The 25431-nt window shown below is 61.2% G+C and carries 24 protein-coding genes; 7 read left to right on the plus strand and 17 right to left on the minus strand.

Features of this window, described 5'->3' with window-relative positions; all coding sequences use genetic code 11:
- The first annotated feature begins 205 nt into the window (after nucleotides 1-205).
- Entirely contained in the window at nucleotides 206-727 is a 522-nt protein-coding gene (locus JP75_RS02350) for a DedA family protein (RefSeq protein WP_035078709.1), read from the plus strand.
- A gap of 1 nt (nucleotide 728) precedes the next feature.
- Here JP75_RS02350 and cyoD read toward each other — a convergent pair whose 3' ends face one another.
- Genes cyoD through JP75_RS02370 form a run of 4 tightly spaced genes read right to left on the minus strand, consistent with a single transcriptional unit; the run spans nucleotide 729 to nucleotide 4529 of the window.
- Nucleotides 729-1085, minus strand: a complete 357-nt coding sequence (gene cyoD / locus JP75_RS02355) for a cytochrome o ubiquinol oxidase subunit IV (RefSeq protein ID WP_152565707.1) — start codon at nucleotides 1083-1085, stop codon at nucleotides 729-731.
- A complete protein-coding gene (locus JP75_RS02360; protein WP_201772894.1) occupies nucleotides 1082-1705 on the minus strand; it encodes a cytochrome (ubi)quinol oxidase subunit III in 624 nt (207 codons plus the stop codon). The genes cyoD and JP75_RS02360 overlap by 4 nt, the downstream gene beginning before the upstream one ends.
- Complete coding sequence (locus JP75_RS02365; RefSeq protein ID WP_084587421.1) at nucleotides 1702-3702, minus strand: cbb3-type cytochrome c oxidase subunit I; 2001 nt, start codon at nucleotides 3700-3702, stop codon at nucleotides 1702-1704. Before JP75_RS02365 ends, JP75_RS02360 begins: the two co-directional genes overlap by 4 nt.
- On the minus strand, nucleotides 3699-4529 hold the full coding sequence (locus JP75_RS02370) for a COX aromatic rich motif-containing protein (protein WP_051960192.1): 831 nt from the start codon (nucleotides 4527-4529) through the stop codon (nucleotides 3699-3701). The genes JP75_RS02365 and JP75_RS02370 overlap by 4 nt, the downstream gene beginning before the upstream one ends.
- Nucleotides 4530-4619: 90 nt before the next feature.
- On the opposite strand from JP75_RS02370, the gene JP75_RS02375 reads away from it, so the two are divergent.
- The 3 genes from JP75_RS02375 (at nucleotide 4620) to mazG (ending at nucleotide 7124) form a co-directional block, all read left to right on the plus strand.
- On the plus strand, nucleotides 4620-4841 hold the full coding sequence (locus tag JP75_RS02375; RefSeq protein ID WP_035078712.1) for a hypothetical protein: 222 nt from the start codon (nucleotides 4620-4622) through the stop codon (nucleotides 4839-4841).
- Complete coding sequence (locus JP75_RS02380; protein ID WP_084587423.1) at nucleotides 4841-5965, plus strand: calcium:cation antiporter; 1125 nt, start codon at nucleotides 4841-4843, stop codon at nucleotides 5963-5965. The genes JP75_RS02375 and JP75_RS02380 overlap by 1 nt, the downstream gene beginning before the upstream one ends.
- 346 nt (nucleotides 5966-6311) lie before the next feature.
- Complete coding sequence (gene mazG / locus JP75_RS02385) at nucleotides 6312-7124, plus strand: nucleoside triphosphate pyrophosphohydrolase (protein ID WP_035078717.1); 813 nt, start codon at nucleotides 6312-6314, stop codon at nucleotides 7122-7124.
- Nucleotides 7125-7127: 3 nt separating this feature from the next.
- Here the strand turns inward: mazG and hflX are convergent, their stop codons facing one another.
- The 4 genes from hflX to JP75_RS02405 all read right to left on the minus strand — a co-directional run bounded on the left by hflX (nucleotide 7128) and on the right by JP75_RS02405 (nucleotide 12651).
- Nucleotides 7128-8495, minus strand: a complete 1368-nt coding sequence (gene hflX / locus JP75_RS02390; RefSeq protein WP_035078719.1) for a GTPase HflX — start codon at nucleotides 8493-8495, stop codon at nucleotides 7128-7130.
- A gap of 8 nt (nucleotides 8496-8503) precedes the next feature.
- Nucleotides 8504-8755, minus strand: coding sequence for an RNA chaperone Hfq (gene hfq, locus JP75_RS02395; protein WP_035078721.1), 252 nt, complete (start codon nucleotides 8753-8755; stop codon nucleotides 8504-8506).
- Between the two features lie 182 nt (nucleotides 8756-8937).
- Nucleotides 8938-10320: a nitrogen assimilation response regulator NtrX gene (gene ntrX, locus JP75_RS02400; protein WP_035078723.1), complete on the minus strand. Its 1383-nt coding sequence runs from the start codon at nucleotides 10318-10320 to the stop codon at nucleotides 8938-8940.
- Nucleotides 10321-12651, minus strand: a complete 2331-nt coding sequence (locus JP75_RS02405) for a sensor histidine kinase NtrY-like (RefSeq protein ID WP_084587425.1) — start codon at nucleotides 12649-12651, stop codon at nucleotides 10321-10323.
- 228 nt (nucleotides 12652-12879) lie between these two features.
- Here JP75_RS02405 and JP75_RS02410 point away from each other — a divergent pair, with 228 nt between their 5' ends.
- The gene (locus tag JP75_RS02410; RefSeq protein ID WP_051960197.1) at nucleotides 12880-13779 is read left to right on the plus strand and encodes a DMT family transporter; all 900 of its coding nucleotides are present in this window, start codon (nucleotides 12880-12882) and stop codon (nucleotides 13777-13779) included.
- A gap of 55 nt (nucleotides 13780-13834) precedes the next feature.
- On the opposite strand, the gene ntrC is transcribed toward JP75_RS02410, so the two are convergent.
- Genes ntrC through dusB form a run of 3 tightly spaced genes read right to left on the minus strand, consistent with a single transcriptional unit; the run spans nucleotide 13835 to nucleotide 17405 of the window.
- Nucleotides 13835-15280 (minus strand): nitrogen regulation protein NR(I), encoded by a 1446-nt coding sequence (gene ntrC / locus JP75_RS02415; protein ID WP_035078726.1) that lies wholly within the window; start codon nucleotides 15278-15280, stop codon nucleotides 13835-13837.
- Nucleotides 15277-16407: a two-component system sensor histidine kinase NtrB gene (locus JP75_RS02420; RefSeq protein ID WP_035078727.1), complete on the minus strand. Its 1131-nt coding sequence runs from the start codon at nucleotides 16405-16407 to the stop codon at nucleotides 15277-15279. The genes ntrC and JP75_RS02420 overlap by 4 nt, the downstream gene beginning before the upstream one ends.
- A complete protein-coding gene (dusB, locus tag JP75_RS02425; RefSeq protein ID WP_084587427.1) occupies nucleotides 16404-17405 on the minus strand; it encodes a tRNA dihydrouridine synthase DusB in 1002 nt (333 codons plus the stop codon). The genes JP75_RS02420 and dusB overlap by 4 nt, the downstream gene beginning before the upstream one ends.
- A 174-nt stretch (nucleotides 17406-17579) precedes the next feature.
- Here dusB and JP75_RS02430 point away from each other — a divergent pair, with 174 nt between their 5' ends.
- The gene (locus JP75_RS02430) at nucleotides 17580-18776 is read left to right on the plus strand and encodes a bifunctional 2-C-methyl-D-erythritol 4-phosphate cytidylyltransferase/2-C-methyl-D-erythritol 2,4-cyclodiphosphate synthase (protein WP_035078731.1); all 1197 of its coding nucleotides are present in this window, start codon (nucleotides 17580-17582) and stop codon (nucleotides 18774-18776) included.
- The gene (locus JP75_RS02435) at nucleotides 18776-19276 is read left to right on the plus strand and encodes a CinA family protein (protein ID WP_035078733.1); all 501 of its coding nucleotides are present in this window, start codon (nucleotides 18776-18778) and stop codon (nucleotides 19274-19276) included. Before JP75_RS02430 ends, JP75_RS02435 begins: the two co-directional genes overlap by 1 nt.
- Before the next feature lie 3 nt (nucleotides 19277-19279).
- Here the strand turns inward: JP75_RS02435 and JP75_RS02440 are convergent, their stop codons facing one another.
- The 6 genes from JP75_RS02440 to JP75_RS02465 all read right to left on the minus strand — a co-directional run bounded on the left by JP75_RS02440 (nucleotide 19280) and on the right by JP75_RS02465 (nucleotide 25428).
- Nucleotides 19280-19723 (minus strand): type II toxin-antitoxin system RatA family toxin, encoded by a 444-nt coding sequence (locus JP75_RS02440; RefSeq protein WP_051960202.1) that lies wholly within the window; start codon nucleotides 19721-19723, stop codon nucleotides 19280-19282.
- Nucleotides 19723-20676, minus strand: a complete 954-nt coding sequence (lipA, locus tag JP75_RS02445) for a lipoyl synthase (protein WP_035078736.1) — start codon at nucleotides 20674-20676, stop codon at nucleotides 19723-19725. The genes JP75_RS02440 and lipA overlap by 1 nt, the downstream gene beginning before the upstream one ends.
- Before the next feature lie 88 nt (nucleotides 20677-20764).
- Entirely contained in the window at nucleotides 20765-21805 is a 1041-nt protein-coding gene (locus JP75_RS02450) for a Gfo/Idh/MocA family protein (RefSeq protein WP_051960204.1), read from the minus strand.
- Nucleotides 21806-21955: 150 nt separating this feature from the next.
- Nucleotides 21956-23395, minus strand: coding sequence for a dihydrolipoyl dehydrogenase (lpdA, locus tag JP75_RS02455; protein ID WP_035078739.1), 1440 nt, complete (start codon nucleotides 23393-23395; stop codon nucleotides 21956-21958).
- Between the two features lie 24 nt (nucleotides 23396-23419).
- Nucleotides 23420-24070, minus strand: a complete 651-nt coding sequence (locus JP75_RS02460) for an SGNH/GDSL hydrolase family protein (RefSeq protein WP_035078741.1) — start codon at nucleotides 24068-24070, stop codon at nucleotides 23420-23422.
- Nucleotides 24071-24081: 11 nt separating this feature from the next.
- Nucleotides 24082-25428: a pyruvate dehydrogenase complex dihydrolipoamide acetyltransferase gene (locus JP75_RS02465; protein WP_035078744.1), complete on the minus strand. Its 1347-nt coding sequence runs from the start codon at nucleotides 25426-25428 to the stop codon at nucleotides 24082-24084.
- Between the last annotated feature and the right edge of the window lie 3 nt (nucleotides 25429-25431).

Consider the following 25431-nt stretch of genomic DNA (forward strand, 5'->3'; position numbering starts at 1 on the left):
TGGTTTGGCTGACCGCCAAATGGTTCGTCTTTTAGGGGTGGCGTTCGTCTCCTGGCTGCCGTCATCAAGCAAGCACTGCAGCCCTCCATTACGGCGCTAACGATCTTTCACATGGAAAGCCCGGGTGATCGGAAAGAATGCTCGGTTGACGGCGGCACAAGCCGCGTCGCCAATGTGAACAATTCCGGACAAAGATGGAGCTGACATGGACCTGCTGCGCGAAGCCTCGAATTCGGTCGCGCCGTATATCCATTCCTATGGTCTGCTTGCCCTTTTCGCGCTGATCTACCTGGAATCCCTTGGCCTGCCCTTGCCCGGCGAAACGGCACTGCTGGGCGCGGTGGCGCTTGCCTACGAAGGGCAATTGCCCATTTTGGGGATTTTCGGCGTGGTCGTCGTGGCGGCAGTATTGGGCGACAATACCGGCTACCTGATTGGCCGCTATGGCGGCCGAAAGCTGATCGCGCGGTTTGGAAAACTGGTGGGACTGAACGAGGACCGACAAGCCTGGATCGAGGGCCTCTATGCCAGGCGCGGGCCGATCATCGTCATCGGTGCCCGGTTCATCGTGATCCTGCGCCAGCTCAATGGTGTTGTAGCGGGCTCGATGAACATGGCCTGGCCGGTCTTTTTCCTGGCCAATGTCACCGGCGCCATTCTCTGGACCGGCGCATGGTCCTTCGGCCCCTATGTCCTGGGCCATCTCGCGGGGTCCTGGTTCCGCTAGTTCATCCCATCATGCGCTGGTCGAGGCTGGCCATGATCCAGAGACTGCCGCCGACCATGATGAGGATCAGCAGGCCGGTAAAGAGGATCAATTGCAGGTCCTCCCGCTTCTGGCGCGAGAGGTCGATATGGAGGAAGAAGCGGAACTGCGCTGCAATCTGGGCCAGCGCCAGAACGCCGATAGCAGCAAAAAGGGCGGGCCCGGAAAATATCTTGAAGACTGCAAGTCCGAATGCGAGTGCCGTCAACAATGCAGCAAGGCCAAGGCCCCAGAGATAGGAGCGCGCTTCCGCTTTCGCGTCCGAGCTGGGTTGGGTGATCGCATGCCCCTGATGTTCGCCTTCCCAGGGGCCACTCATGATGCCACCGCCGGCAGATAGACAGTTGTAAAGATCACGATCCACACCAGATCCAGGAAATGCCAGAAAAGGCCAAGCCGAAGAATACGCGAGCGCACCTGACGGCTAAGGCCGAAAGTCGAGACCTGCGCCAGCATCACCACGATCCAGATGCAGCCGACCAGCACATGCAGTCCATGGATTGAAAGCAGGACATAAAAGCTCGAGAGGAAGCCGCTTGTCTGGGCGGTTGCGCCCTGCCCGATCAACCCGGCGAACTCGCGCAGCTCAAGGCCGATAAAGCCGAGCCCCAGAACCAGCGTCACGCCCAGCCAAAGCTTAAGAGGATGCTCGCGTCCCTCCTTGAGCGCCACCGCGCCCATGCCGAAGCTGAAACTGCTTAACAGCAGAACCAGCGTCTCGACAAAGGCATTGCCGATATCGAAAAGCTCTGCGCCTGTGGGACCGCCTGCAGTCCGGTTCACCATGGTGGCATAGGTTGCAAAGAGCAGCGCGAAAAGGATCGCGTCGTTCATCAGGAACGTCCAGAAGCCGAAGACAGTGACTTCGGCGTGGCGCTCATCCTCCGGCCGGGAATGGGAGAGGTTGATGCCGGGATGGTGTCTCATCTCCGTGGTCACGAGTTCGCCTCCTGTTTGGCTCTGACATCGGCGTGCCAGCGCAGCTCAGTGGCCATGATCTCTTCCGAGCTGATGATGCGCGTCGTTTCTGCTGCAAAGCTGCGGGCAATGATGGTTGCGATCACGCCGGCAATACCAAAAGCTGCGAGCCACCAGATGTGCCAGACGACGGCAAATCCGAGCACGAAGGCAAGGCCGCCGAAGATGGGGCCAAGCGCGGTATTGCGCGGCACCTCGATGGGCTCGTAATGCGTCGGCCAGACATAGGGCCGCCCTGCCTCCTTGGCGACCTGGAAGGCGTCGAGTTCCGAGACCTGCGGCAATACGGCAAAGTTGTATTCGGGCGGCGGCGAAGAGGTCGACCATTCAAGGGTCTGTCCACCCCACGGATCGCCGGCAAGGTCCATGGTCCCTTTGCGATTGCGGATGCTGACAACGAGCTGGATCACCTGGCAACCGATGCCGAGGAGCACCGAGAACGCACCGACGGCGGCGACCACGAAATAGATCTGCCATTCCGGCTGGTCGTAATAGGCCATGCGTCGGGCAGCGCCCATGAAGCCGAGCACATAGAGCGGCATGAAGGCGAGATAGAAGCCCACGACCCAGAAAACGAAGGCCCGCCGCCCCCAGCGCTCATCGAGCCGAAAGCCAGTCGCCTTGGGAAACCAATAGGCATAGCCGGCGAACAGGCCGAACAGCATGCCCGGGACCAGCATGTTGTGAAAATGCGCGATCAGGAAGAGTGTGTTGTGGAACACATAGTCGAGCGGGGGGATCGACAGGATCACCCCTGTCATGCCGCCGATAACGAAGGTGACGATGAAGGCGATCGACCACAGCATGGGCGTATCGAACCGCAGCCGGCCGCGGTACATGGTGAGGATCCAGTCATAGACCTTCACCCCCGTCGGCACGGCGATCACCATGGTCATGATGCCGAAGAAGGCATTCACATTGGCATCGGCGCCCATGGTGAAGAAGTGGTGCAGCCAGACGGTGAAGGACAGGACGGCGATGCACATGGTTGCGTAGACCAGCACATTGTAACCGAAGAGCTTTTTCTGGCTGAAGGTCGGGATGACGGTCGAGAAGATGCCAAAGGCGGGCAGGATCAGGATGTAGACTTCCGGATGCCCGAATATCCAGAAGATATTTGCATAGTTCATGACGTTGCCGCCGCCGTCATTGGTGAAGAAGTGCATGCCGAGGTAACGGTCGAGCGCCAGTAGGCCACCAGCGACGGTCAGGCCCGGAATGGCAAAAATGACCAACAGGCTGGAGCACAGTGCCGTCCAGCAAAAGAGCGGCATCTGCATCAGCTTCATGCCCGGCGCGCGCATCTTGTAGATGGTGACGATGAAGTTGATGGCGCTCAGCGTCGTACCGATACCGCTGACAAGCAGCGCCATGATCCAGTAGTCGACGCCCACGGTCGGGCTGTAGCTCAGCTCGGTATAGGGCGGATAGCCGGTCCAGCCGCCGGTCGAAAAGACGCCGATGACGAGCGAGGCCATGACCAAGGCCGCACCGGCCGCAGTCAGCCAGAGGCCGATGGCATTGAGGAGGGGGAACGCGACATCGCGGGCGCCCAATTGCAGGGGCACGATATAGTTCATGATGCCGAAGAGAAACGGCATGCCCATGAAGAAGATCATGATCGTACCGTGTGAGGAGAACACCTGCTGGAAGTGATCCGGCGTCAGGTAACCCTCGGCATTCATGGCGATGGCTTGCTGCGCCCGCATCATCAGCGCGTCAACGAAACCGCGCAGCAGCATAACCAGGGCCAGGATCACATACATCATGCCAATCTTCTTGTGATCGGTCGTGGTGAACCACTCGCGCCAAAGATAAGGCCAGGCCCTGAGCCAGGTGATGAGGCCCACGACCCCGGCACCGCCCAGCACAATGACCGCTGCGCCTCCGGCGGCGATGGGGCTGTAAAAGGGCAGCGCGTCGAAAGTGAGCTTGCCGAAAAGCATGCTGGAATTCATGGATTGTGCTCCGCATGCATTGTGCTTGAAGCGTCGGCGGCCACGTGCGGCATGGAGCCATGCGAGGCCATGATGGTGTGGAAGAGGTTGTTTTCGACGCTGGAATAGAGTCGAACGGGGCCAGCTATCGTCGGCGTCGCCAAGGTCTCGAAACTCGCACTATCGAGCGCCTCGCCGGCGTTGCGCGCCTCTGCCACGAATGACTGAAACGCGGCAACATCGACCGCTTCGGCGGTGAAGACCTGTGCCGAAAAGCCATCGCCGTTGAACATGGTGTTACGCCCGTCATAGACTCCGATGCGGTCCGCCATCAGGTTCAGCTCGGTCTGCATGCCTGCCATGGCATAGATCTGCCCGCCCAGAGCGGGAATCATCAGCGAGTTCATCACGCTGTCGGATGTCAGTTCGATCGTCACCGGCCTGCCGACCGGAAAGACAAGACGATTGACCGAGGCAATGTTCTCGTCCGGGTAGATGAATAGCCACTGCCAATCGAGGGCGACGGCCTGAACGACGAGCGGCGGCTGGCCGGACGCAAGGGGTTTGTAAGGATCGAGAGCGTGCGTGCGATTCCAGACGACGAACCAGAGCATGACGACGATCAGCACCGGCATGAACCAGAGACCGAGTTCGACGATCCGTGAGCCGCCCCAATGCGGCGTATATCTCGCAGCGACATTACCCGCCCGATAGCGCCAGACCACCAGCGCGGTGAGAACGATGACCGGCATGACGACGATCAGCATTAGGCCGACGGAATCGAAGAACAGGTCCCGCGTTGCCGCCGAGACCGGCCCTGCTGGATCGAGCATGGTATCCTTGAACATGGCATCTCCGGCGCGCCGAACAGAGTTTGCCGGCAACGTTCATGGCCACCAATGAACTGTAGTCCTGGTCCGACTGCATCCCCACTTCTGGTGATGATGCTGACTGGCATCGCGGCTATTGGCTGGCACAGAACCTGTGGGGTCACTGCCGTGCCGAAAACCGTAATCGAACATATGCCGACCCGCCTCAAAGCTATCGGCATCAACGACTCGACTGGTGTCTCTATCGAGGTCGACACCGGTCGCTATGTTTCCTCGGACCTGGCACTCAAAATGCAAACAGCAATGCAAGCAATCTACGAGGCGTCGTGATGACCGCACGTGCTCCTGCCAGACCAGCCATGCCCCTCTTCACGCCGGAGGTGCTCCTGCCGGTTACCGCACTCCTGCTCGGCATAGTGCTGCATCTTGCACATGCGCAAATCGCCAATCTGCCGACATTTGCGGAGGTGGCGATATCGCTAGGCATTCTTGGCCTGGTGTTCTGGACCGTCTTCGTCGCGCTGCACCATGCCGAGGCAATCGCGCACAAGGTTGGCGAGCCCTTTGGCACACTGGTCCTGACTACGGCGGTCACCGCGATCGAGGTTTCGGTGATCGTGTCTGTCATGCTGCATGGCACGCCCAACCCCGCCATTGCACGGGAGTCGGTGTTCTCCACCGTCATGATCGTCTGCGCGGGTGTCGTCGGCCTGGCACTGCTGTTGGGCGGCCTGCGGCATCACCATCAGGAACACAAGCGGGAGGGCACCAACGCCCTGCTCGCAGTCATCATCGCCCTTTCGATCCTGGTGCTCGTCTTGCCCAATTTTACGCTGACTACGGCGCCGGGAGCGTTCTCCCCGCCCCAACTGCTTTTTGTCAGTGGTCTCTGCCTGCTGCTATATGTCGGCTTCGTCTTCGCCCAGACCTCTCGCCACCGCGAGGACTTTGTGGACGATCTTGTTGCCATCGAGACGGAGGGCCACCCCAAACCCGCTGGGCTTGTCCGCAGCTTCGTTCTTCTGGGCATTGGCCTTATCGGCATTGTCGTCCTTGCCGAGCACGTCGCCGCCGTTCTCGAAACCGGCCTGGAGGCGATCCATTCGCAACAGACCGATGCGATCGTCGGCGCCTTCATCGCAACCCTCGTTCTCCTGCCCGAGACGATGGCCGCCATTCGCGCGGCCATGCGCAACGAACTCCAGCGCAGTCTGAATATTGCCTTGGGTTCGGCTTGCGCGACCATCGGCCTAACGGTTCCCGTGGTTGCTGCGGCCAGCGTGATTACTGGGCATCCTCTGGTGCTGGGCCTCGGGCCTGGCGATAGCGTTCTGTTGCTGCTCGCGCTGGCGGTCAGCATGGTAAGCTTCGGAAGCGGGCGAACCACGGCGCTGACAGGTTTCGTCCATCTGACGGTATTCCTAGCCTACATATTGCTGATTGCTCTCCCGTAAAAGCAGACGAGCATCGCGCCATCTCGGGCAATGACGAGCCGTCGGTTGGGAGCAGCAGGCAAGACGCATGATCTGATCTGCTCAAACAAGCCCGGGAATGGGGCTAGGTCCCTGCTCAGCCCTTATGGGGCTATCCGCTTGACTGGTTAGCTGCGTATTCTATGCTATTGATACTAAAGCACGTTTTTTCACGTTGACGCAATTTGACGTTGGCTAGGGCCGAAAATGGTGACAATCAATCTGAAACGGCGATGACTTGTGCCGTGGATACTGCAGGACTTCCGGGGCTCTGCAGCGCTCCAGATCGCACCAATAGCCGCTAAAAATCACCATCTGGACATTGCCCATGCAGCCCTCTCGCGATATTTCCCGCCTTATCGAAATCATGGCCGCCCTGCGCGATCCCAATGGTGGTTGCCCTTGGGATCTCGAACAGGACTTTTCGACGATCCGCCACTACACGATCGAGGAAGCCTATGAGGTGGCCGACGCCATCGAGCGGCAGGATTTTCATGATCTCAAGGAAGAGCTCGGCGATCTGCTGTTGCAGCCGGTCTTTCACGCGCAGATGGCCAAGGAAGCCGGCCATTTCGATATCGGCGACGTCGTCTATGCCATCACCGAGAAACTGATCCGCCGCCATCCGCATGTCTTCGGCGATATCTCGGCCGACAGCGCCGCCGGCGCACAGGTCAATTGGGAAGCGATCAAGACGCAGGAACGCGCGGCCAAGGCCGCACGGCGCGGCGATGCGGTCACGTCCGTACTCGACGATGTGCCTCAGGTGCTCCCTGCCCTGGCGCGCGCCGAAAAGCTGACCAAGAAGGCCGCCAAGGTCGGTTTCGACTGGCCCGATTTTGCGTCGGTGATGGCCAAGGTGCAAGAGGAAGTTGCCGAGGTCGCCGAAGCGCAGGCGGCTGGTGACAACCAGGCCACTCACGAGGAGATCGGCGATCTGCTCTTTGCCGTCGCCAATCTGGCGCGCCATGCCGGGGTCGATGCCGAGGCCGCGCTGCGCGATGCCAATGCCAAGTTCACGCGCCGCTTCCACTATGTCGAGGCCCGCAGCCGCGAAGACGGTATCGAGCCCAAAGATGCCGGGCTCGATCGTCTCGATGGCTACTGGAACGAAATCCGCGCTGCCGACAAAGCCAAATAGGCTTCAGAGGTCTGACAGCGCGATCCGGCCGTTGAATCTCTCGAGAAATGCCGTCTTGTGGCGCGGCTCGACGCGAACGACATAGTCCTGACCCCTCTCGGTCGGCTCGTCGCGCGAAATAACCTCGGCATTGGTGTGCAACCAGCCGATATCGGCACCAGCGCTATGTGGCACATGCACGTGATAGGTCCGGCTCTGCTCGCCGAGCGAACGCTCGATGAGGTTGAGCAGATCCTCGATGCCCTGTCCCGTATGGGCGGAGACCGGCATGCTCGCCAGCACCTTGCCGGCCGGCGCCGCCCCACCCAGGGTCACGCCGGGCTCTACCAGCAGGTCGATCTTGTTCCAGACTTCGATGATCGGCGTTGTTTCCGAGGAAACACCCAACTCGTCGAGAACGGTCAGAACGTCTTGGGCCTGGGCCGAGTGGTCGGGATTGGCGACGTCGCGGACATGCAGGATAATGTCGGCATCGACGACTTCTTCGAGCGTTGCGCGGAATGCCGCGACGAGGTCGTGCGGCAGATCAGCGACGAAACCCACGGTGTCGCTCAGCATGACCTCACGGCCGTGCGGCAGTTCGATCTTCCGCACAGTGGTATCGAGCGTGGCAAAGAGCAGGTCTTCGGCAAAGACCCCTGCCCCGGTCAGCCGGTTGAACAGCGTCGACTTGCCAGCATTGGTATAGCCGACCAGAGCCACGACGGGGATGGCCGCACGGATGCGTTGCTGGCGCTGCTGGGCGCGCGTCCGCTTCACCTTGTCGAGGCGATCTTCGAGAAGAACGATACGGTCGGTGATCTGCCGGCGATCGCTTTCAATCTGGGTTTCACCCGGACCACCCATAAAGCCGGTGCCGCCACTGCCGCGCTGGCGCTCAAGGTGGGTCCATGACCGCACGAGGCGGCCCTTCTGGTAATTGAGATGAGCGAGCTCGACCTGCAACACGCCTTCGCGGGTTGCGGCGCGTTCGCCGAAAATTTCGAGAATCAGCGCGGTGCGGTCGAGCACCTTGGTATGGGTCTCGCGCTCGAGATTTCGCTGCTGGATCGGCGACAAGGACGCATCGACCAGCAAAAGTTCGATATTCTCGGCCTTCACCTTGGCGGCAAGGGCCTCCACGTGACCGGCGCCCAGATAGGTCGCCGGCCGAATTTCGCGGACTTTTACGACGTCGGAAAAGATGACGTCGAGCCGAATGGCCTCGGCAAGGCCCTCAAACTCGGCCTGACGTGCTTCTAGGCTGTGATAGGACGATTTTCCACGCACATCGGGACAGACGAGCCCCACTCGTGTCGGCTGTTCCTGCCGGTCGATATAGGGCTTGGGGCCGCCCGGGAGGCGGCCATCCTCGTCGTCAAAATCGTCCATATGGTCCGTCAGTCGTGGTCGTTGTTCTGCTCGGGATCGAACAGTTGGATCGGCGCGCCCGGCATAATCGTCGAGATGGCGTGCTTATAGACCAGTTGCGACTGCGCGTCACGGCGCAGCAGCAGGCAGAAATTGTCGAACCAGGTGATCACGCCCTGCAGCTTGACGCCATTCACGAGGAAAATCGTGACCGGCACCTTCTGCTTGCGAACATGATTGAGGAAGGAGTCTTGCAGATTTTGCTGCTTCTCACTGGGCATTCAGGCCTCTTGCCGCGGCATTTATTGTCGCTGTTTTGTCGCAATCGCTTGCGTCCGGATTTTTGGAGACTGCCGCCCAGTCCCCTTCCCCGGAATTATCATACATTATCAACTATGCCACAAATCGGCTGCGCTGCCTACCCGCGGCAAATGCATGGCACACTGCCATTTTCATGGCTGTACTAAAGTCCAAGCGATTTGATCTTCCGGTGCAAGGCACTGCGCTCCATGCCGACGAATTCCGCCGTCTTGGAAATATTGCCACCGAACCGTTCGATCTGCGCCAAAAGATATTGCCTTTCAAAGACTTCGCGGGCATCGCGCAGCGGCAGGCTCATCAGGTGCGCCGAGGCATCTGTGTCGCCTACGGTGGGCAACACTTCGCCGATATCCGAGGGCAACATGCTGGCCGTAATGACCCCATCCTCGGGCTGCTGATCCTTCATGAGAATAAGCAGGCGCTCGATGGAATTGCGCAATTGCCGCGCATTGCCTGGCCAATCCTGCGCCTGAAGCACGGCGATGGCATCGTCACCGATGGCCATGCGCTGCAGATTGTGCATGCGGCAGATTTGTTCGATGAAGACGCTGACCAGCGGCGGGATATCCTCGCGGCGCTCCTTGAGCGGCACCAATTGCACCGGCACGATAGCGAGACGGTGGAAAAGGTCCGAGCGGAATTCACCGGTTTCGGTCAGGCCCGAAACATTTTGCGAGCTCGAGGAGATGATGCGCACGTCGATCGGCACGGCCTGCGCGCCGCCCACGCGGTTGAAGCGATTCTCGACAAGCGTGCGCAAGAGCGCCGTCTGCACCTGGGCCGGAAGCGTCGTGACTTCCGAGAGGTAGAGCGTGCCGCCATGAGCGCGTTCCAGCGCACCGACTTCTACCTGCAAGAGGCCGGACTTGTCGCGCCCCTCACGCCCGAACAGCACCACCGAAACTTCATCAGGCGCATAGAGCGAGGCGTTGATCTCGACAAAGGGCGCGTCATTGCGCGGGCTACGCTGATGGATCAGGCGCGCCACAAGACCCTTGCCGGCACCCGAAGGGCCAGCAATGAAGATGCGCGAATTGGTCGGTGCCGACTTGTCGATGAGCCCCCGCACCTGTTGGAGCGAGGGCGACGTGCCGACCATATCGGCGCTCTTGGAGGCCGAGCGCTCCTTGAGTTCGGCCACTTCGTTGCGAAGGCGCGTCGCCTCCATGGCCCGCTGCGTCACATGCAGCAGCCGATCGATCTTGAAGGGCTTTTCGATATAGTCATAGGCGCCTCGGCGAATAGCCGAGACGGCGGTTTCGACATTGCCGTGGCCCGAGATCATCACCACGGGCATATCCGGGTGCTGGCTCTGGAATACGTCCAGAAGCTGCAGGCCATCGAGACGCGAGCCCTGCATCCAGATGTCAAGAAACACCAGGCTCGGCCGCCGGCGGGCGATTTCATTGAGGCCGCTATCGGCATCATGCGCCTGGCGCGTCTCAAAACCTTCATCCTCGAGGATGCCGGCAATGAGATCGCGGATATCGTCTTCGTCGTCGATGATGAGAATATCTAGAGCCATCTACTTCTGGACAATCGCTGGCACCAGCGACTCCTCCTCTTGGGGCAATTCGGGCTCGACCTGGACCGAATCGTCCTTTTCATTTGTTTTTTGCGGGGCGCGCAGGGGTAGCGTGAAGGTCACGCAGGCACCCACCCTGCCCTGTTCGTCGGGTTCGGCATCGACCAGTTCCACGATCCCGCCATGCTGCTCGATGATCCTTGCAACGATGGCGAGACCCAGTCCGGTTCCCTTTTCCCGTGTCGTCATATAGGGCTCAAGCAGCCGCTGCCGGTTCTCCTTGGGCCAACCCTTGCCGTTGTCGGAAACCGACACGCGGGCATGATTGCCCTCGTAATGCGCTTCGACCTTGATGCCCGGCTGCCAGTCCGAGCCTACGTCCAGCCCCTCGAATGCCTCGACGGCATTCTTGATCAGGTTGGTAAGAGACTGCGCCACCAGCCGCGTGTCGAACCAGGCATAGATCGCTTCATCGGGCAAATCTGTGGCAATGGCAACTTCCGGCAAGCGTACACTCTCGAGAAAAACGGCTTGGCGGATGGTATCGGACAGGTCAGCACGCTCGGGCGCCGCTTCCGGCATGCGGGCAAAGGCAGAAAACTCGTCGACCATGCGGCCGATATCGCCCACCTGGCGCACGATCGTATTGATGCACTTGTCGAAAACATCGCGGTCGTCTTCGAGCTTGGCGCCATAACGGCGGCGCAGGCGCTCAGCCGAAAGCTGGATCGGGGTCAGCGGGTTCTTGATTTCGTGGGCAATGCGGCGCGCCACGTCGGCCCAGGCGCTGGTGCGCTGGGCGGATTCGAGATCGGTGATGTCGTCGAAGGTCAGCACATAGCCCTTGGACTCGGTGATAGAGCCTTCGCGGGTGAGCTGGATCTGGTAGATGCGCCGATTGGTTTCATTACCCAACTGGATCTGGTCGCGCACCTGCCCCCGGCGGGCGGAACGAGCCTTATCGATGGTCGGGGCGATCTCGGGAAGAATTTCTTCCATGGGCTCGCCCATCATCTCGACTTCGGTTCTTCCCAGCATCTGGCAGGCGCGGGCATTGACCAGCGTCACGGCGCCAAAGGGATCAAGACCGACGATGCCGGCCGACACGCCTTCCACCACAGCCTCGGTAAACTGACGACGCTTCTCGTTGACCTCGTTGGCCATGAGCAGCTCTTCGCGCTGCGTCTTGAGCTGCTCGGTCATGCGGTTGAAGCCGTTGGAGAGATCGCGGAAGTCGCCTCGTCCAGCCTGTACCGGCACCCGCACATCGAGGTCGCCGCCGCTGACGCGGCGCGAGGCGATCATGAGATTTCGGATCGGGTCCACGAAGCGGTTGGCGAGCGCAATACCGATCCAGAGCGCCGCGAGCAGCAGCACCACGACCAGGCCGACATACATGATAGTGAAGGTGATCTGGAAGACGAGGCGATTGGACGCGTACTGACGATATTCCGTGATATTATCGTCGGTTAGGCGCATATATTGAAGTACTTCCGCATCCACCGGACGAGCCACGAAGAGGAATACGTCGTCATAGCCGCGCAGCTTGATGACCGAACCGACGAGGTTGGTGCTACCCGGCGAAATTTGCGTCGGAATGCCTTCTACGACGCCCTCAGTGATCCCCTGGGGAAGACGCGGATAGCCACCAGCGACGTTGATCTGAGCTCGCTGCAACATATTCCCCTCGCCATCGATCAGGGCGGTGAATGGCAGCGAACGCGTCACCGCGAGAGCCGTAAGAATACGTTCGAAGCGCGAGGGATCGTCGATATAGGTCGCGTGGGATTGCTCAAGTTCCGTCGCGACCCAGATGATATCGTCGCGCAGCACCTGAGCGTGCTCCAGCATATAGGAGCGCGCCACAAGCCGGCTGCTTTCCACCATGGCGCGGGTGCGCTCGGAGAACCACTGGTCGAGGCCCTGGTTAAGCGCGATCGTCGCAACGATGGCCACGAGAACAGCCGGGATGCCGGCGACCAGCGCAAACATCGCCACCATGCGCATCTGCAGCGCCGAGCCGGGCACGCGCTGAATGCGCGCCTGAACGAGCAGCACCGCCTCGGTCACCACCAGCGCCAGAACCAGCAGCACCAGAATGCCGGTCGCGACCCAGATCACCGTCCAGATTTCGGCCGAAGGCTCGATATTGGTCGTGCCGGAAAGGATGAGGAACGACACCGAGGACAGCAGAACGGAAGCAAACACAACCAGGAAGCCGAGCACGCGCAAGGGACCATTCCCCTCGGCGGAGAACAGCGAACGTCCTACACTCGTCCTCGCCATGGGTTTGGCGGGGGCGTCGATGTCTCGGCTAACCGCCTCAGTCATGCAATACTCGGTATGCTCCGGCTTTCTGTTCCAGCAAAGGCACCACTGCGTAACGCAAATTAAACGCAATTGCTGCTTTAGGCCGCAAAGCCTGACCCAATTCGCCGGACCCTTCAAGATAATTGTTGCCGAAATGTGACAGTGCGCCCCTGCAAGGGCAAAAGTTCGTCACTGGACAATGGCATCGGGCACGGGCAAAGAGGGCCGAAATCGCCCCGCGAGCCTCCCGTGACCACGCCCTCCCTAACCAGTACCGACACCGCCAGCCTCAAGGGCATGGCCATGGGCATCCTTGCCTATACGCTGTTCGCCGTGCATGACGCCTTTATCAAAGGCATCATCCATGCGCTGCCGGCCGCCCAGATTCTGTTCGTGCGCGGCGTGATCATTGTTTTGCTATGCATGGTCATCGGCCGCAGCTTTCTGTTCGGAAAACTCTGGGCGTCGTCCAATCGCGGAATGATCCTGGGCCGCGGCCTGCTCACACTCGCTGCCTGGGTGATGTACTACAGCGCCGGCCGCGACCTGCAACTCGCCGAGATGACGACGCTCTATTATTTCGCGCCGGTGCTCACCACGGTTCTTGCCGCCATCTTTCTCAAGGAGCGCCTGACGCTCGCGCGGGTCGGCGCGGCGTCGATCGGCTTTTTCGGCGTTATCGTGGCGGCCAATCCCGGCGGCTTTACCCTGAGCTTGCCCGTCATCATGGTGTTGCTCGCCGCCTTGAGCTGGGCCATCGCCATGATCCTGATGCGGACCATTTCAAAGTCCGACAGCGCACTCGTGCAGGTCTTTGCCCAGAACCTCATTCATGCTCTCGTCATGGGTGTTGTCAGCATCCCGTTCTGGCAGGGCATGGGCTGGCAGGAATTGCTGTTCATCGTCGCCGCGGGCATCATCGGCGGCGTAGCCCAGTTCATCCTGGTCGAGGCCGCCAAGCTCGTCCCCGCCAGCGTGCTCGGCACCGTAGAATATGGCGCCCTGATCTGGGCCTTTGTCTTCGGCTTTCTCTTCTGGGGCGAAACGCCCCTGCCCTCGGTCTATGCCGGCGCCGCTCTCGTCATTGCTGCCGGGCTGATGCTGGCCTGGACCGAACACCGCACCCGTCGCGAGCAGATGCGGCGCTAGTTTTCAGTCGCGCTTCCGAACCGGAAAACCGGTTCCCACTTTTCCTGGAAGCGCTCTAGTTGCGCCGGCTGTGCTTGACGATCTCGATGGAGTGCGTGCGGATCTTCTTGCGCAGCGTATTGCGGTTCAGCCCGAGAAGATCGGCCGCCTTGATCTGGTTGCCGCCACAGGCATTGAGCGCCATGGCGATCAGCGGGGCTTCCACGCGGTCGATGACGCGCTGGTAAAGCCCGGCCGGCGGCAGGTTCGGCTCATATTCGCGCAGCAACTGACCGACATGGCTTTCGACGGCCGTCGAAACATCCACAGGGCCGGTCGCCGCCGTTACGGTCGGTCGATCGGCGATATTGAGTTCGTTCTGCACGATCTCCGCCGAGATGCTTTCGTCGGCATAGAGCGCCGACAGGCGACGGACGAGATTTTCCAACTCACGGATATTGCCCGGCCAGGAATAGTTCTGCATCAGCCGGATCGCTTCGGACGATAGTGTCTTGGGCGCCTCGCCTTCACGCTCTGCAGCACGCAAAAAATGCTGCACAAGGTCCGAAATATCATCGATGCGCTCGCGCAGCGGCGGCAGGCGGATCGGCACGACATTGAGGCGGTAGTAAAGGTCCTCGCGGAATAGCCCCTGCCGGATCATCTGGCTGAGATCGCGGTGCGTCGCGGCAACGATGCGGACATTGGTCTTGATGGCGTTGCGGCCACCGACCATGGTGTATTCGCCTTCCTGCAACACGCGCAACAGGCGGGTCTGGGCGTCCATCGGCATGTCGCCGATTTCGTCAAGGAACAGCGTGCCACCCTCGGCCTGTTCGAAGCGGCCGGACGAACGGGTATTGGCCCCGGTGAAGGCGCCCTTCTCATGACCGAAAAGCTCTGCTTCGATGAGGTCACGGGGAATAGCGGCCATGTTAATGGCGACGAACGGCCCATTGCGACGCTTGCCGAAGTCGTGGAGCGCCCGCGCCACCAGTTCCTTGCCAGTGCCGCTCTCGCCGGTGATCATCACCGTAAGGTCGGTCTGCATCAGGCGCGCTAGGGCGCGATAAATGTCCTGCATCGCGGCCGAGCGACCAACGAGCGGCATGGTATCGCCCGCTTCCTCGACCTTTCGCTCGGCACTGGCCGGCTTCTTGGCGTCTGCCAATGCACGCGAAACCACGGAAAGCACTTCGGTGATATCGAACGGCTTTGGCAGATATTCATAGGCGCCGACTTCGGACGCGCGGATCGCCGTCATGAACGTGTTCTGCGCCGACATCACGATCATCGGCAGATCGGGACGCAACTTCTTGATCTTGGGCATCACCTCGAAGGCATTGCCGTCGGGCATGGCGACGTCGGTGATGAGAACATCACCCTCGCCGCGGCTCACCCAGTTCCACATGGTCGAAATATTGCCGGTCGGGCGCACTTCATAGCCGGCGCGGGTCAACGCCTGGTTGAGCACCATACGGATGGCGGCATCGTCGTCAGCGAGCAAAACGACATGGCTCATTTCGTCGATACCTCATACGAGCTTTGTTGGAAGGCGCCGCTGGCGACCGGCAGCAGTATGCGGAAACGCGTCCGCCCGGGGCGGCTATCGCAATCGATTACCCCGCCGTGATCGCCCACGATTTTTGCGACAAGCGCGAGGCCCAGCCCGGAGCCATTGGTCTTGGTGGTCACAAAGGGATCGAAGAGGAAAGGCAGAGTATCGGGCGACACACCGGGCCCATTGTCCTCGATGACGATTTCGAGCGGCAGCGAGATACGCTCGGCCACCCCAGCCACGCTGATACGGATGCCGGGCCGGAACGCCGTCGACAGCCGAATTTCCGGTTTCGGTGTTCTTTCAAGCGCTTCCGCCGCGTTCTTAACGAGGTTCAGGAAGACCTGAATAAGCTGATCACGATTGCCGAAGACCGGCGGCAGCGAGGGATCGTATTCTTCGAAGAAGGTAATGCCGCGCGCCACGCCATTGCGCGCCAGCAGTTTTACCCGGTCGAGCACGACGTGGATATTGATCGGCTCGCGCTCCATCGGGCGCTCATCGCCGAACACTTCCACGCGGTCGATCAGACCCACAATGCGGTCCGTCTCCTCACGGATCAGCCGCGCCAGCGGGACCTCGTCGCTCGAAACCGTCTGTTCCAGCAATTGCGCCGCGCCACGAATGCCCGAAAGCGGGTTCTTGATCTCATGCGCCAGCATGGCGGCAAGGCCCGTCACGGAACGCGCCGCGCCGCGCGACACCATCTGCCGGTCGATCTTGTCGGCCATGGTGCGTTCCTGGATCAACAGGGCAACGCGCCCATCGACATCCGAAAGCGGACTCGCAAAGACGTCGGCAATGCGCTCGTCGCCAAAGCGGGAAGAGCCGATGCGCACGCGATACTCCGTCATCGGCGCACGGCGCTGCACGACGGTCTCGACCAGCGAAATGATCGGCGAGCCGAAGGCGATGAGATCATCGAGCTTCTGTCGCGTCAGCACGCTCAGCGAAGCGCCGAAAAAGGCCTCAGCCGCATAGTTCACGAACTGGATCTTGTGCTGCTCATCGAGAACGATGATCGGCTGCGGCAGGGCCTGCAAAACCGAGCGGGACGGCAGTGTATCGGGGGCCGATATGGCAGCACTCATGCAGCCACTCTCCATTCAGGCGAAAACACCCGGCCGATCAGGTCGATGACCTCGGCCGGTTGGTCATTGTTGAGAAGAGCCGTGCGGGTCGGCTTGTCGAGTTCGAGATTGGCCGCCTCGGCATACCAGTCGAGATGTTTTCGCGCCGCGCGCGAGCCGACCTCGGTGCCGTATTCGACAAGCATCTCTTCGTAGTGCGCCTGGATCAGCGCGATCAGTTCTGCACCCTTTGGCGCTTCCCGCGGCGTTTCGCCGGCAAGGGTCGCGCCGATCTGGCCCACCCGCCACGGACGCCCCTGCGCGCCGCGCCCGAGCATCACAGCAGCAGCGCCGGACTGCTCCAGCGCCGTCTCTGCGCTTTCGGCATCGACGATATCGCCATTGACCACAACCGGCACCGGAATCGCCTCGACGACCGCGCGCACCAGTGCCCAGCGGGCCGTGCCCTTGTAGAACTGCTGCCGCGTCCGTCCATGCACCGTAATCATCTGCGCGCCTGCATCGACCGCCATGCGCGCAATCTGCGGCGCATTGAGGCTATCGTCATCCCAACCGAGCCGCATTTTCACGGTGACCGGCAGATTGGTGGCGCCAACGACCGCCTCGACAATCGCAAGCGCCTGGTCCGGCACGCGCATCAGTGCCGAGCCGGCATAGCCATTGGTCACGCGCTTGGCGGGGCAACCGAAATTGATGTCGACGATGTCGGCCCCTGCCCCTTCCGCAATCCGGGCGCCCTCGGCCATCCAGCCGGCCTCGCAGCCGGCAAGCTGCACCATGTGCGGCAGGTCACCGGCGCGGCGCAGTTTTCGCACCATGTCCACATGACCGGTCCCGAGCGCGGCGCTGGCAATCATTTCGGACACGACCATTCCGGCCCCATGGCGCTCCGCAATCTCGCGGAAGGGGCGGTCGGTGATTCCGGCCATGGGGGCAAGGAAGGCGCGGCTGCGGACAGCATGCCCGCCAATGCTCAATGTAAAGGCATTACCCGACAACGACTGCCCCAGAAATGGTCAATTTATAGAAGGTGCCCGCACAATAATCATTTTGAGGCGTGGCGCAACTGTTAAGGCCCCCGCGCCAAGTGGGAACCAGCGCTGCTCTTGCCGCATGCCAAGGCGGAGGCTAGACCAATCAGACAAACGACGGTCCGAGTTCCCCCTGCCTATATGTCTACGCGTCCAAAATTCATAGCCGCCATCATTGTTGCCGCCGGAAAAGGCGAGCGCGCGCAAACAGGGGATTTTGCCGAACCCAAGCAATACCGCCGCGTCGGCGGCCGCCCGGTTCTGGCGCGTACCATCGACGCTTTCCTTGCCCATCCCGGCATTTCGGCCGTTGTTCCAGTCATCCACGTAGACCATGCCGAGCGCTATCAGGCGCTGAGCCTTGCGGACGAGCGTCTTCGTGATCCGGTTCCCGGCGGCGCCAGCCGCCAGGCATCGGTACTCGAAGGCCTCAAGGCCATCGCAGCACTGCGGCCGGACCTCGTGCTGATCCAGGACGCAGCGCGGCCTTTCGTCACCGTCGAGCAGATCGACGCCGTGATTTCGGCCCTCGCCTCGCATGATGGCGCCTTGCCCACCCTGCCGCTGACCGACACGATCAAGCGCGCGCCGGACGGGCAAGTAGTGCTCACGACGGAAGACCGCCGCACGCTCTTTGCCGCCCAGACGCCGCAGGGTTTTCGTTTCGGCCAGATGTTTTCCGCTCACATGCGCGCCGCAACCGTGCGCCGCGAATTCACCGACGATGCAGAGATCGCCGAATGGGCCGGCCTCCGCGTCGCCATGACTGCGGGCGACCGCAACAATTTCAAGATCACGCATCCGGAAGATTTTCGACGGGCAGAGCGGCATATTTCAGGAGACAAGGCCATGGAAACCCGCGTCGGCACCGGCTTTGACGTTCACCCCTTCGAACCCGGCGATGCGGTCTGGCTCGGTGGCGTGCGCATCGAGCACACGGCCAAACTCAAGGGCCATTCCGACGCCGACGTAGCCCTCCATGCCCTCACGGACGCCATTCTGGGCTCCATCGGCGAAGGCGATATCGGCGTTCACTTCCCGCCCAGCGACATGCAATGGCGCGGCGCGGCCTCCACGCTCTTCCTCAAACATGCCGGCGACCTCGTCGCAAAACGCGGCGGACGCATTGTCAATCTCGATGTGACCATCGTTTGCGAGGCGCCGAGGATTGCCAAACACGTTCCAGCGATGTGCACTGTGATTTCCCAGACTCTGGGGATCAAGCCCGATCGCGTGGCGATCAAGGCGACAACGAGTGAGAGGCTCGGCTTTACCGGGCGGGAGGAAGGTATCGTGGCCATGGCAAGTGCAAGCGTCGAAGTACCGAGGGATGAGTGATGGCCAAATCCCCTCAGCCCAGCATAGAGAAACGCATCATCGACCTGCTGCGTGACAGCAATAAGACAATCGTCACGGCCGAAAGTTGTACCGGCGGGCTCATCGCCGCCGCCCTCACCGATATCCCCGGCGCCTCGGCAGCGCTCTATGGCGGCTTCATCACCTATTCCAACACCGCCAAGGCCCGCATGATCCAGGTGCCGCAGCGCCTGATCCACGACTATGGGGCCGTGAGCAACCAGGTCGCCCGCGCCATGGCCGACGGCGCCCGCAACACGGCCCGCGTCGACATCGCCGTTTCGGCTACCGGCATTGCCGGTCCCGATGGCGGCAGCGAGAAAAAGCCCATTGGCCTCGTCTATGTCGCCGTGTCCACCGATCTTGCCACCGTCGTCATCGAGCACCGTTTTGGTGACATCGGCCGCGACGAGGTGCGCAAGGCAACGGTGAACGCGGCCTTGGACCTCGTAATGCAGGTGCTGACGAGCGACGAAGACTAGGCGCTATCCGCCGTAGCGTTGGTCAGCCTCGTCGGCGAAGGATTGCATGATTTCGTCCTGCTTGGCCGCAAAGGCCGGCTCGGCGACAGCGGCAATCAGCGGGTTTGAGATCTTGAAATCGATCTCGAAACGCACGCGCGTGCCCTGCCCTTCGGGCTCAAAACTCCAGACGCTGTCGAGATAGGCAAAGGGGCCGTCGACCGCCTTGGCGGTGATGGTCAAAGCTTCCGGATCAACCGTAACCCGGCTCGTATAGGCCTGAGTGATCGGCCCAAAACTCAGTGTCATCCGGGCCAGACGCACATCCCGCCCCCGCGCTGCCGGGTCGGGACGAACCTCCATCGCCTTGCAGTTGGCGATGAATTCCGGATAGCGCTCCAGATCCGCCACGATCTCGAACATCGGCCGAGGCAGGTGCGGCACGTGCCGCTCGAAAAATCGCTTCATCAGTGCCCCAGCTTGGCCAGACGCGCAGCCTTGAGCTGAGCAAAATCCTCGCCGGCATGGTGCGACGAGCGCGTCAGCGGGCTTGAGGAAACCAGCAAAAATCCCTTGGCATTGGCGACGGTGGCGTAGGACTTGAATTCTTCCGGCGTCACGAAGCGCTGCAAAGGATAGTGCTTCTTGGTCGGCTGCAGATACTGGCCGATCGTCAGGAAGTCGACATCGGCCGAACGCAGGTCGTCCATGAGCTGCAGAACTTCGTTCCGCTCTTCGCCGAGGCCGACCATGATGCCGGACTTGGTGAAGATCGACGGATCGATTTCCTTCACCCGCTGCAAAAGCCGGATCGAGTGGAAGTAACGGGCGCCGGGACGAACTTTCAGGTACTTCGACGGCACGGTTTCGAGGTTGTGGTTGAAGACGTCGGGCTTGGCCGCCACGACGATCTCCAGCGCGCCTTCCTTGCGCAGGAAGTCCGGCGTCAGGATTTCGATCGTGGTTTTTGGCGTCGCCGCGCGAATGGCAAGGATCACGTCGGCAAAGTGCTGGGCGCCGCCATCGGCCAGATCATCACGATCGACCGAGGTGATGACGACGTGTTCGAGGCCAAGCTTGGCCACGGCCCGGGCGACGTTTTCCGGTTCATTGGGATCGAGCGCAGTCGGCATGCCCGTGCGCACATTGCAGAAGGCGCAGGCGCGGGTGCAGATCTCGCCCATGATCATCATGGTCGCGTGCTTCTTGCTCCAGCACTCGCCGATATTGGGGCAGCCCGCTTCTTCGCAAACCGTGACGAGATTGTTCTCGCGCACGATCTGCTGGGTTTCCTTGTAGACGGGCGAACCCGGCGCCTTGACGCGGATCCAGTCGGGCTTGCGCAGCACAATGCTGTCGGGCCGATTGGCCTTTTCCGGGTGGCGCGGTTTTGCAACCGAATTGTCGATGAGCGTGACCATGATAGTCCTGTCTGGGGCTTGCCCCTATATCGCTCCCTTGAGCCGTCGGTTCAACCCGACCTTAGTGATAGGCAGGCTTGCGTTGACGCTAGCCTAAAACTTCAGAGATCTCGGTCCAGTCGCCTCCACGCGAGGCCGAGAGAATGCTGGTCTGCACCAGCGCCAGCGAGCCGAGATTGTCTTCGCCCGAACTGAAGCCGACCGGCACCTTGCCGGTCTCGATGACGCCGGCAATGGTATTGAGCGTGCCGCGTCGATCGGGGAATTCGACAGTATCAAGCTTGACCGGCTTGGGCTTTTCGTCGAGCGCCTGAAGCGTAACCACATCCGGACCGGTCTTGTCGCGAAAATGGTCGCGTGACGTCCAGTGGATCTGGCCTTCGGCCGCATCCATCACCCATTCACCGGCCCATGGCGTCACCGGACCCGAATTCATCCAGCTCGCGCGGTAAGACACCATCGTGCCCTTGGAGAATTCGATCAGCGCGGCGCCGCTCGGATGGAAATGGAACGGGCTACCCGGCGGATTCCAAGTGCGGCAGGAGAGCCGGACCGGTTCGTCATTGAGCACATAGCGCATCAGGTCGAAGTGGTGGATCGACATGTCCGCCAGCAGCGGATCGGGCATGTCCCAGTAGCGGTAGCCCTGGCTCGGTCCATGCCGGCGGAAGTCGATCGACACCATGTTCATGGCGCCGAACTTTCCTTCCGCAATCAGCTTGGCCGCCGCAATCGGCGCCGGCTGGTGCCGATAGTTCTGGCTCACCATCAGCACCTTGCCCTGTGCCTTGGCGAGCGCCACCAGTTCCTTGCCCTGGGCAATGGTCGTGGTGAAGGGCTTTTCGACGATGACGTTGTAGCCAAGCTCTAGGCAGCGCTTGACGACCGGGTAATGCGCCTCGGTGCGGAGCGTGCATATGGCGAGAACGGCATCGGTATGCTTGGCAGCCTCGTCGAGGCTCGAAAAACAGAGTTTTGGGTCGATCCCCAGCTCGGTCTGAACGCGGGCCGTGGCGTCGAGGCTGGTATCCACATAACCCACCATCTCAACAGTGGGAACTTTGGGGATAACTTCCTTGGACCAGCTAAAACCCCAGTGTCCGAGGCCGATCTGAATTGCCTTCACCATGTGGATAACTCCTCTGGTTTTCTGCTTCCCCCATCCTCCGATGTCATCCCGGCGAAGGCCGGGATCCATCCTGAGGTGGTGCCTCGATCACAGTGCTCAGGATGGGCCCCGGCCTTCGCCGGGGTGACACCCTGAGTTTGCCAGACGCAATCAGATGTTCAGCGCGCGCCCATAGGCGTCGAGCACGCTTTCCTTCATCGTTTCGCTTAGCGTGGGATGCGGGAAGATGGTGTGGATGAGTTCTTCTTCGGTGGTTTCGAGATTCATCGCCACGACAAAGCCCTGGATGAGCTCGGTGACTTCGGCACCAATCATGTGGGCGCCGAGGAGTTCCCCAGTTTTCGCATCGAAGATGGTCTTAACAAGGCCATCGGGCTCACCCAGCGCGATGGCCTTGCCATTGCCCACGAACGGGAAACGGCCGACCTTGATCTCGCGACCGGCTTCCTTGGCCTTGGCTTCGGTCAGACCCACGCTCGCCACCTGCGGCTCGCAATAGGTGCAACCCGGAACCTTGAGCTTTTCCAGCCCATGCACCTTCATACCGGCGATCTTTTCGACCGTAATAACGGCTTCATGCTCGGCCTTGTGCGCCAGCATCGGCGGGCCGGCGACGTCGCCGATGGCCCAGATGCCATCGACATTGGTCTTGCCATAGGCATCGATGACGATGGCGCCGCGCTCGGTCTTCACGCCAACCGTTTCGAGGCCCAGGCCTTCGATATTGCACTGCACACCAACAGCCGAGATCAGCTTGTCCCCAGCGATCTGCTGCGTCTTGCCATCCTTGGTTTCAACGTGAGCCACAACGCCGTCCTTGGTCTTCTCGACCTTGGCGACCTTGGCTTCCGTCAGAATCTTGATGCCACGCTTTTCCAAGCGCTTGCGGGCCAGAGCCGAAATCTCGGCATCTTCCACCGGCAGAATCTGCGGCAGCAATTCGATGACGGTCACTTCCGCGCCCAGCGAGCGGTAGAAGGAGGCGAATTCGATGCCAATGGCACCCGAACCCATGACCACCAGCGACTTCGGCATTTCCGCCGGCTTCAGCGCTTCAAAATAGGTCCAGATCTTGTAGCCATCGGGCTCGATGCCCGGCAGTACGCGCGGACGCGCACCGGTGGCGATGATGATGTTCTTGGCCTTGTAGGTGCCATCGCCGAGCGCATTCTTCGGCACGGGGCCCTGCGGCTGCACGATCGGCTTCTTCGAGGCAGCAACCTTGATCTCACCCGGTTTGGTGATCGTCGCCTCGCCCCAGATGATGTCGATCTTGTTCTTCTTCATCAGGAACTGCACGCCATTGTTCATCTGCGCCGCAATGGCGCGCGAACGCTTGACGATGCCGTCGATGTCAAAGCCGAATTTTTCCGCCGTCAGGCCATAATCCTTTGCATGGCCCATATGGCCATAGATTTCGGCCGAGCGCAGCAGCGCCTTGGTCGGGATACAACCCCAGTTGGAGCAGATGCCGGCCATGTGCTCGCGCTCGACGATGGCCACCTTCATGCCAAGCTGCGCGCCGCGAATGGCAGCAACATAACCGCCGGGACCGGCGCCGATGACGAGAAGATCGTATTGGTCAGCCATGAGGGCCTCCAGAAAATAGGCGGGTCAGAGACCCAGAATTTGTTTGACGAGCGGCACGAGGCCTTCGCCGATGGCGCGGGTATTGGCCGCGTCGAGATGAATACCGTCGAGCGGCGAGGCAACGGCCACCGTCGCTGCGTCGAAGAAGCCGGTGTTCCACTCCTGCGCCCGCTTGGCGTAGTGGGTGGCAAACTGTCGGGACTGTTCGAGACCGTGAGCGAAGCCACCGAAATGACCCATCATGTCGGCATTGTCGCTGTCGCAAACCAGCGGCGGCGCGACGAGAACGATCTGCGGCGCGGTCTCGCCCTTGCCGGCATAGTGGCCACGGATGACCTGCACCAGGCGCCGCATGCCGAACGAGGCTTCGAGCGCTGAACCGCAAATGGCCGGCTTCAGGTCATTGGTGCCGAGCATGATGATGACGAGATCGAGCGGCGAATGGCTCTCGAGCAACGTCGGCAGTATGCGACCGCCATTGCGATCAGCAGCGGCGTACCAATCGTCGGAGACGGTGGTGCGGCCGCCAAGGCCCTCGGCGATGACGCGAGCCCCGCCGCCCAGGCCGCGCTCCAGCGCGGTCGGCCAGCGGTCTTCGTAGGCATGGCGGGGGCCACCCGGCTGCGGATTGGCCCCATAGGTCAGACTGTCGCCATAGGCGAGGATGGTTTTCATGCGCCCTGCCCCTAGGCCAGCATCATCACCGGGTTTTCGATTAGGCCCTTGAACACGCCGAGCAGTTCCGCACCCAGCGCACCATCGACGGCGCGGTGATCGCAGGAGAGCGTTACCGTCATGAACTGGCCGATCTTGATCTGGCCGTTCTCGGGATAGACGCGCTCTTCGCCGGCGCCGACCGCGAGGATCGTGCCATGCGGCGGGTTGATCACGGCGGCAAAGTGCTTGATGCCGAACATGCCGAGGTTGCTGACCGAAGACGAACCGCCCTGGTATTCATGCGGCGCCAGCTTCTTGGACTTTGCACGCGTTGCCAGATCCTTCACCTCTTCCGAGATTTCGCGCAGGGTCTTGGTGTCGCAAGACTTCACCACCGGGGTGAAGAGACCACCCGGCACCGAGACGGCCACGGCAACATCCGAACGCTTGTGATAAAGGATCGAGTCCCCGGCCCAGGTCGCGTTGGCGGCCGGCACGCGCTGCAGCGCAACGGCCCAGGCCTTCATTACAAAATCATTGACCGAGAGCTTGTAGCCCGGCTTGCCGTCCTTGCCCTTGGGCGCGGCGGCGTTGATCTGTTCACGAGCTGCCATCAGCGCATCGATCTTGCAATCGAGCGTCAGGTAGAAGTGCGGAACGGTCTGCTTGCTTTCGGTCAGGCGTGCCGCCACGACCTTGCGCATGCCGTCGTTCGGGACGACTTCGTACGAGCCTTCCTCATAGAGCGCCATGACCTGGTTCTTGCTCATGCCGGCCGCAGGCGCAGCGACAGCAGCCGGAGCACCGGCAGCCGGCTTGCTGACACCCTTGCCGGACTTGGCAGCTTCGACGTCTGACTTGACGACGCGGCCCTTCGGGCCCGAGCCGGCGATGCTGGAAAGGTCGATGCCTGCGTCCTTGGCAAGACGCTTGGCCAGCGGCGAAGCGAACACACGACCACCTTCCGACTTTGCCGGGGCCTTGGTCGCGGCAGCCGGAGCGCTGGAGCCGGTATTGGCATTCGGCGCGGCTGGCGCGGGTGCTGCGGCCTTCGGAGCTTCCGCAGCAGCAGCAGGAGCCGGTGCGGCCTTGGGCGCTTCTGCCTTCGGTGCACTGACAGCGCTGGCGTCTTCGCCTTCCTGCAGCAGCACGGCAATAACGGCGTTGACCTTCACATTCTCGGTGCCTTCAGCCACGAGAATCTTGCCGATCTTGCCCTCGTCCACGGCCTCGACTTCCATCGTGGCCTTATCGGTTTCGATTTCGGCGATCACGTCACCGGAAGAAACACTATCGCCTTCCTTGACGTGCCATTTGGCGAGCTTGCCCTCTTCCATCGTGGGAGAGAGCGCCGGCATGGTGATATCGATAGGCATACC

The organism is Devosia riboflavina (genome assembly GCF_000743575.1).
Classification (GTDB): Bacteria; Pseudomonadota; Alphaproteobacteria; order Rhizobiales; family Devosiaceae; genus Devosia; species Devosia riboflavina.

What these genes read in the sequence shown, in the direction of transcription:
- JP75_RS02350 (WP_035078709.1), top strand. Translation starts at nt 206, where the DNA reads ATGGACCTGCTGCGCGAAGCCTCGAATTCGGTCGCGCCGTATATCCAT.
- cyoD (WP_152565707.1), bottom strand. Translation starts at nt 1,085, where the DNA reads ATGAGTGGCCCCTGGGAAGGCGAACATCAGGGGCATGCGATCACCCAA.
- JP75_RS02365 (WP_084587421.1), bottom strand. Translation starts at nt 3,702, where the DNA reads ATGAATTCCAGCATGCTTTTCGGCAAGCTCACTTTCGACGCGCTGCCC.
- JP75_RS02370 (WP_051960192.1), bottom strand. Translation starts at nt 4,529, where the DNA reads ATGTTCAAGGATACCATGCTCGATCCAGCAGGGCCGGTCTCGGCGGCA.
- JP75_RS02380 (WP_084587423.1), top strand. Translation starts at nt 4,841, where the DNA reads ATGACCGCACGTGCTCCTGCCAGACCAGCCATGCCCCTCTTCACGCCG.
- mazG (WP_035078717.1), top strand. Translation starts at nt 6,312, where the DNA reads ATGCAGCCCTCTCGCGATATTTCCCGCCTTATCGAAATCATGGCCGCC.
- hflX (WP_035078719.1), bottom strand. Translation starts at nt 8,495, where the DNA reads ATGGACGATTTTGACGACGAGGATGGCCGCCTCCCGGGCGGCCCCAAG.
- hfq (WP_035078721.1), bottom strand. Translation starts at nt 8,755, where the DNA reads ATGCCCAGTGAGAAGCAGCAAAATCTGCAAGACTCCTTCCTCAATCAT.
- ntrX (WP_035078723.1), bottom strand. Translation starts at nt 10,320, where the DNA reads ATGGCTCTAGATATTCTCATCATCGACGACGAAGACGATATCCGCGAT.
- JP75_RS02405 (WP_084587425.1), bottom strand. Translation starts at nt 12,651, where the DNA reads ATGACTGAGGCGGTTAGCCGAGACATCGACGCCCCCGCCAAACCCATG.
- ntrC (WP_035078726.1), bottom strand. Translation starts at nt 15,280, where the DNA reads ATGAGCCATGTCGTTTTGCTCGCTGACGACGATGCCGCCATCCGTATG.
- JP75_RS02420 (WP_035078727.1), bottom strand. Translation starts at nt 16,407, where the DNA reads ATGAGTGCTGCCATATCGGCCCCCGATACACTGCCGTCCCGCTCGGTT.
- JP75_RS02430 (WP_035078731.1), top strand. Translation starts at nt 17,580, where the DNA reads ATGTCTACGCGTCCAAAATTCATAGCCGCCATCATTGTTGCCGCCGGA.
- JP75_RS02435 (WP_035078733.1), top strand. Translation starts at nt 18,776, where the DNA reads ATGGCCAAATCCCCTCAGCCCAGCATAGAGAAACGCATCATCGACCTG.
- JP75_RS02440 (WP_051960202.1), bottom strand. Translation starts at nt 19,723, where the DNA reads ATGAAGCGATTTTTCGAGCGGCACGTGCCGCACCTGCCTCGGCCGATG.
- lipA (WP_035078736.1), bottom strand. Translation starts at nt 20,676, where the DNA reads ATGGTCACGCTCATCGACAATTCGGTTGCAAAACCGCGCCACCCGGAA.
- JP75_RS02450 (WP_051960204.1), bottom strand. Translation starts at nt 21,805, where the DNA reads ATGGTGAAGGCAATTCAGATCGGCCTCGGACACTGGGGTTTTAGCTGG.
- lpdA (WP_035078739.1), bottom strand. Translation starts at nt 23,395, where the DNA reads ATGGCTGACCAATACGATCTTCTCGTCATCGGCGCCGGTCCCGGCGGT.
- JP75_RS02460 (WP_035078741.1), bottom strand. Translation starts at nt 24,070, where the DNA reads ATGAAAACCATCCTCGCCTATGGCGACAGTCTGACCTATGGGGCCAAT.
- JP75_RS02465 (WP_035078744.1), bottom strand. Translation starts at nt 25,428, where the DNA reads ATGCCTATCGATATCACCATGCCGGCGCTCTCTCCCACGATGGAAGAG.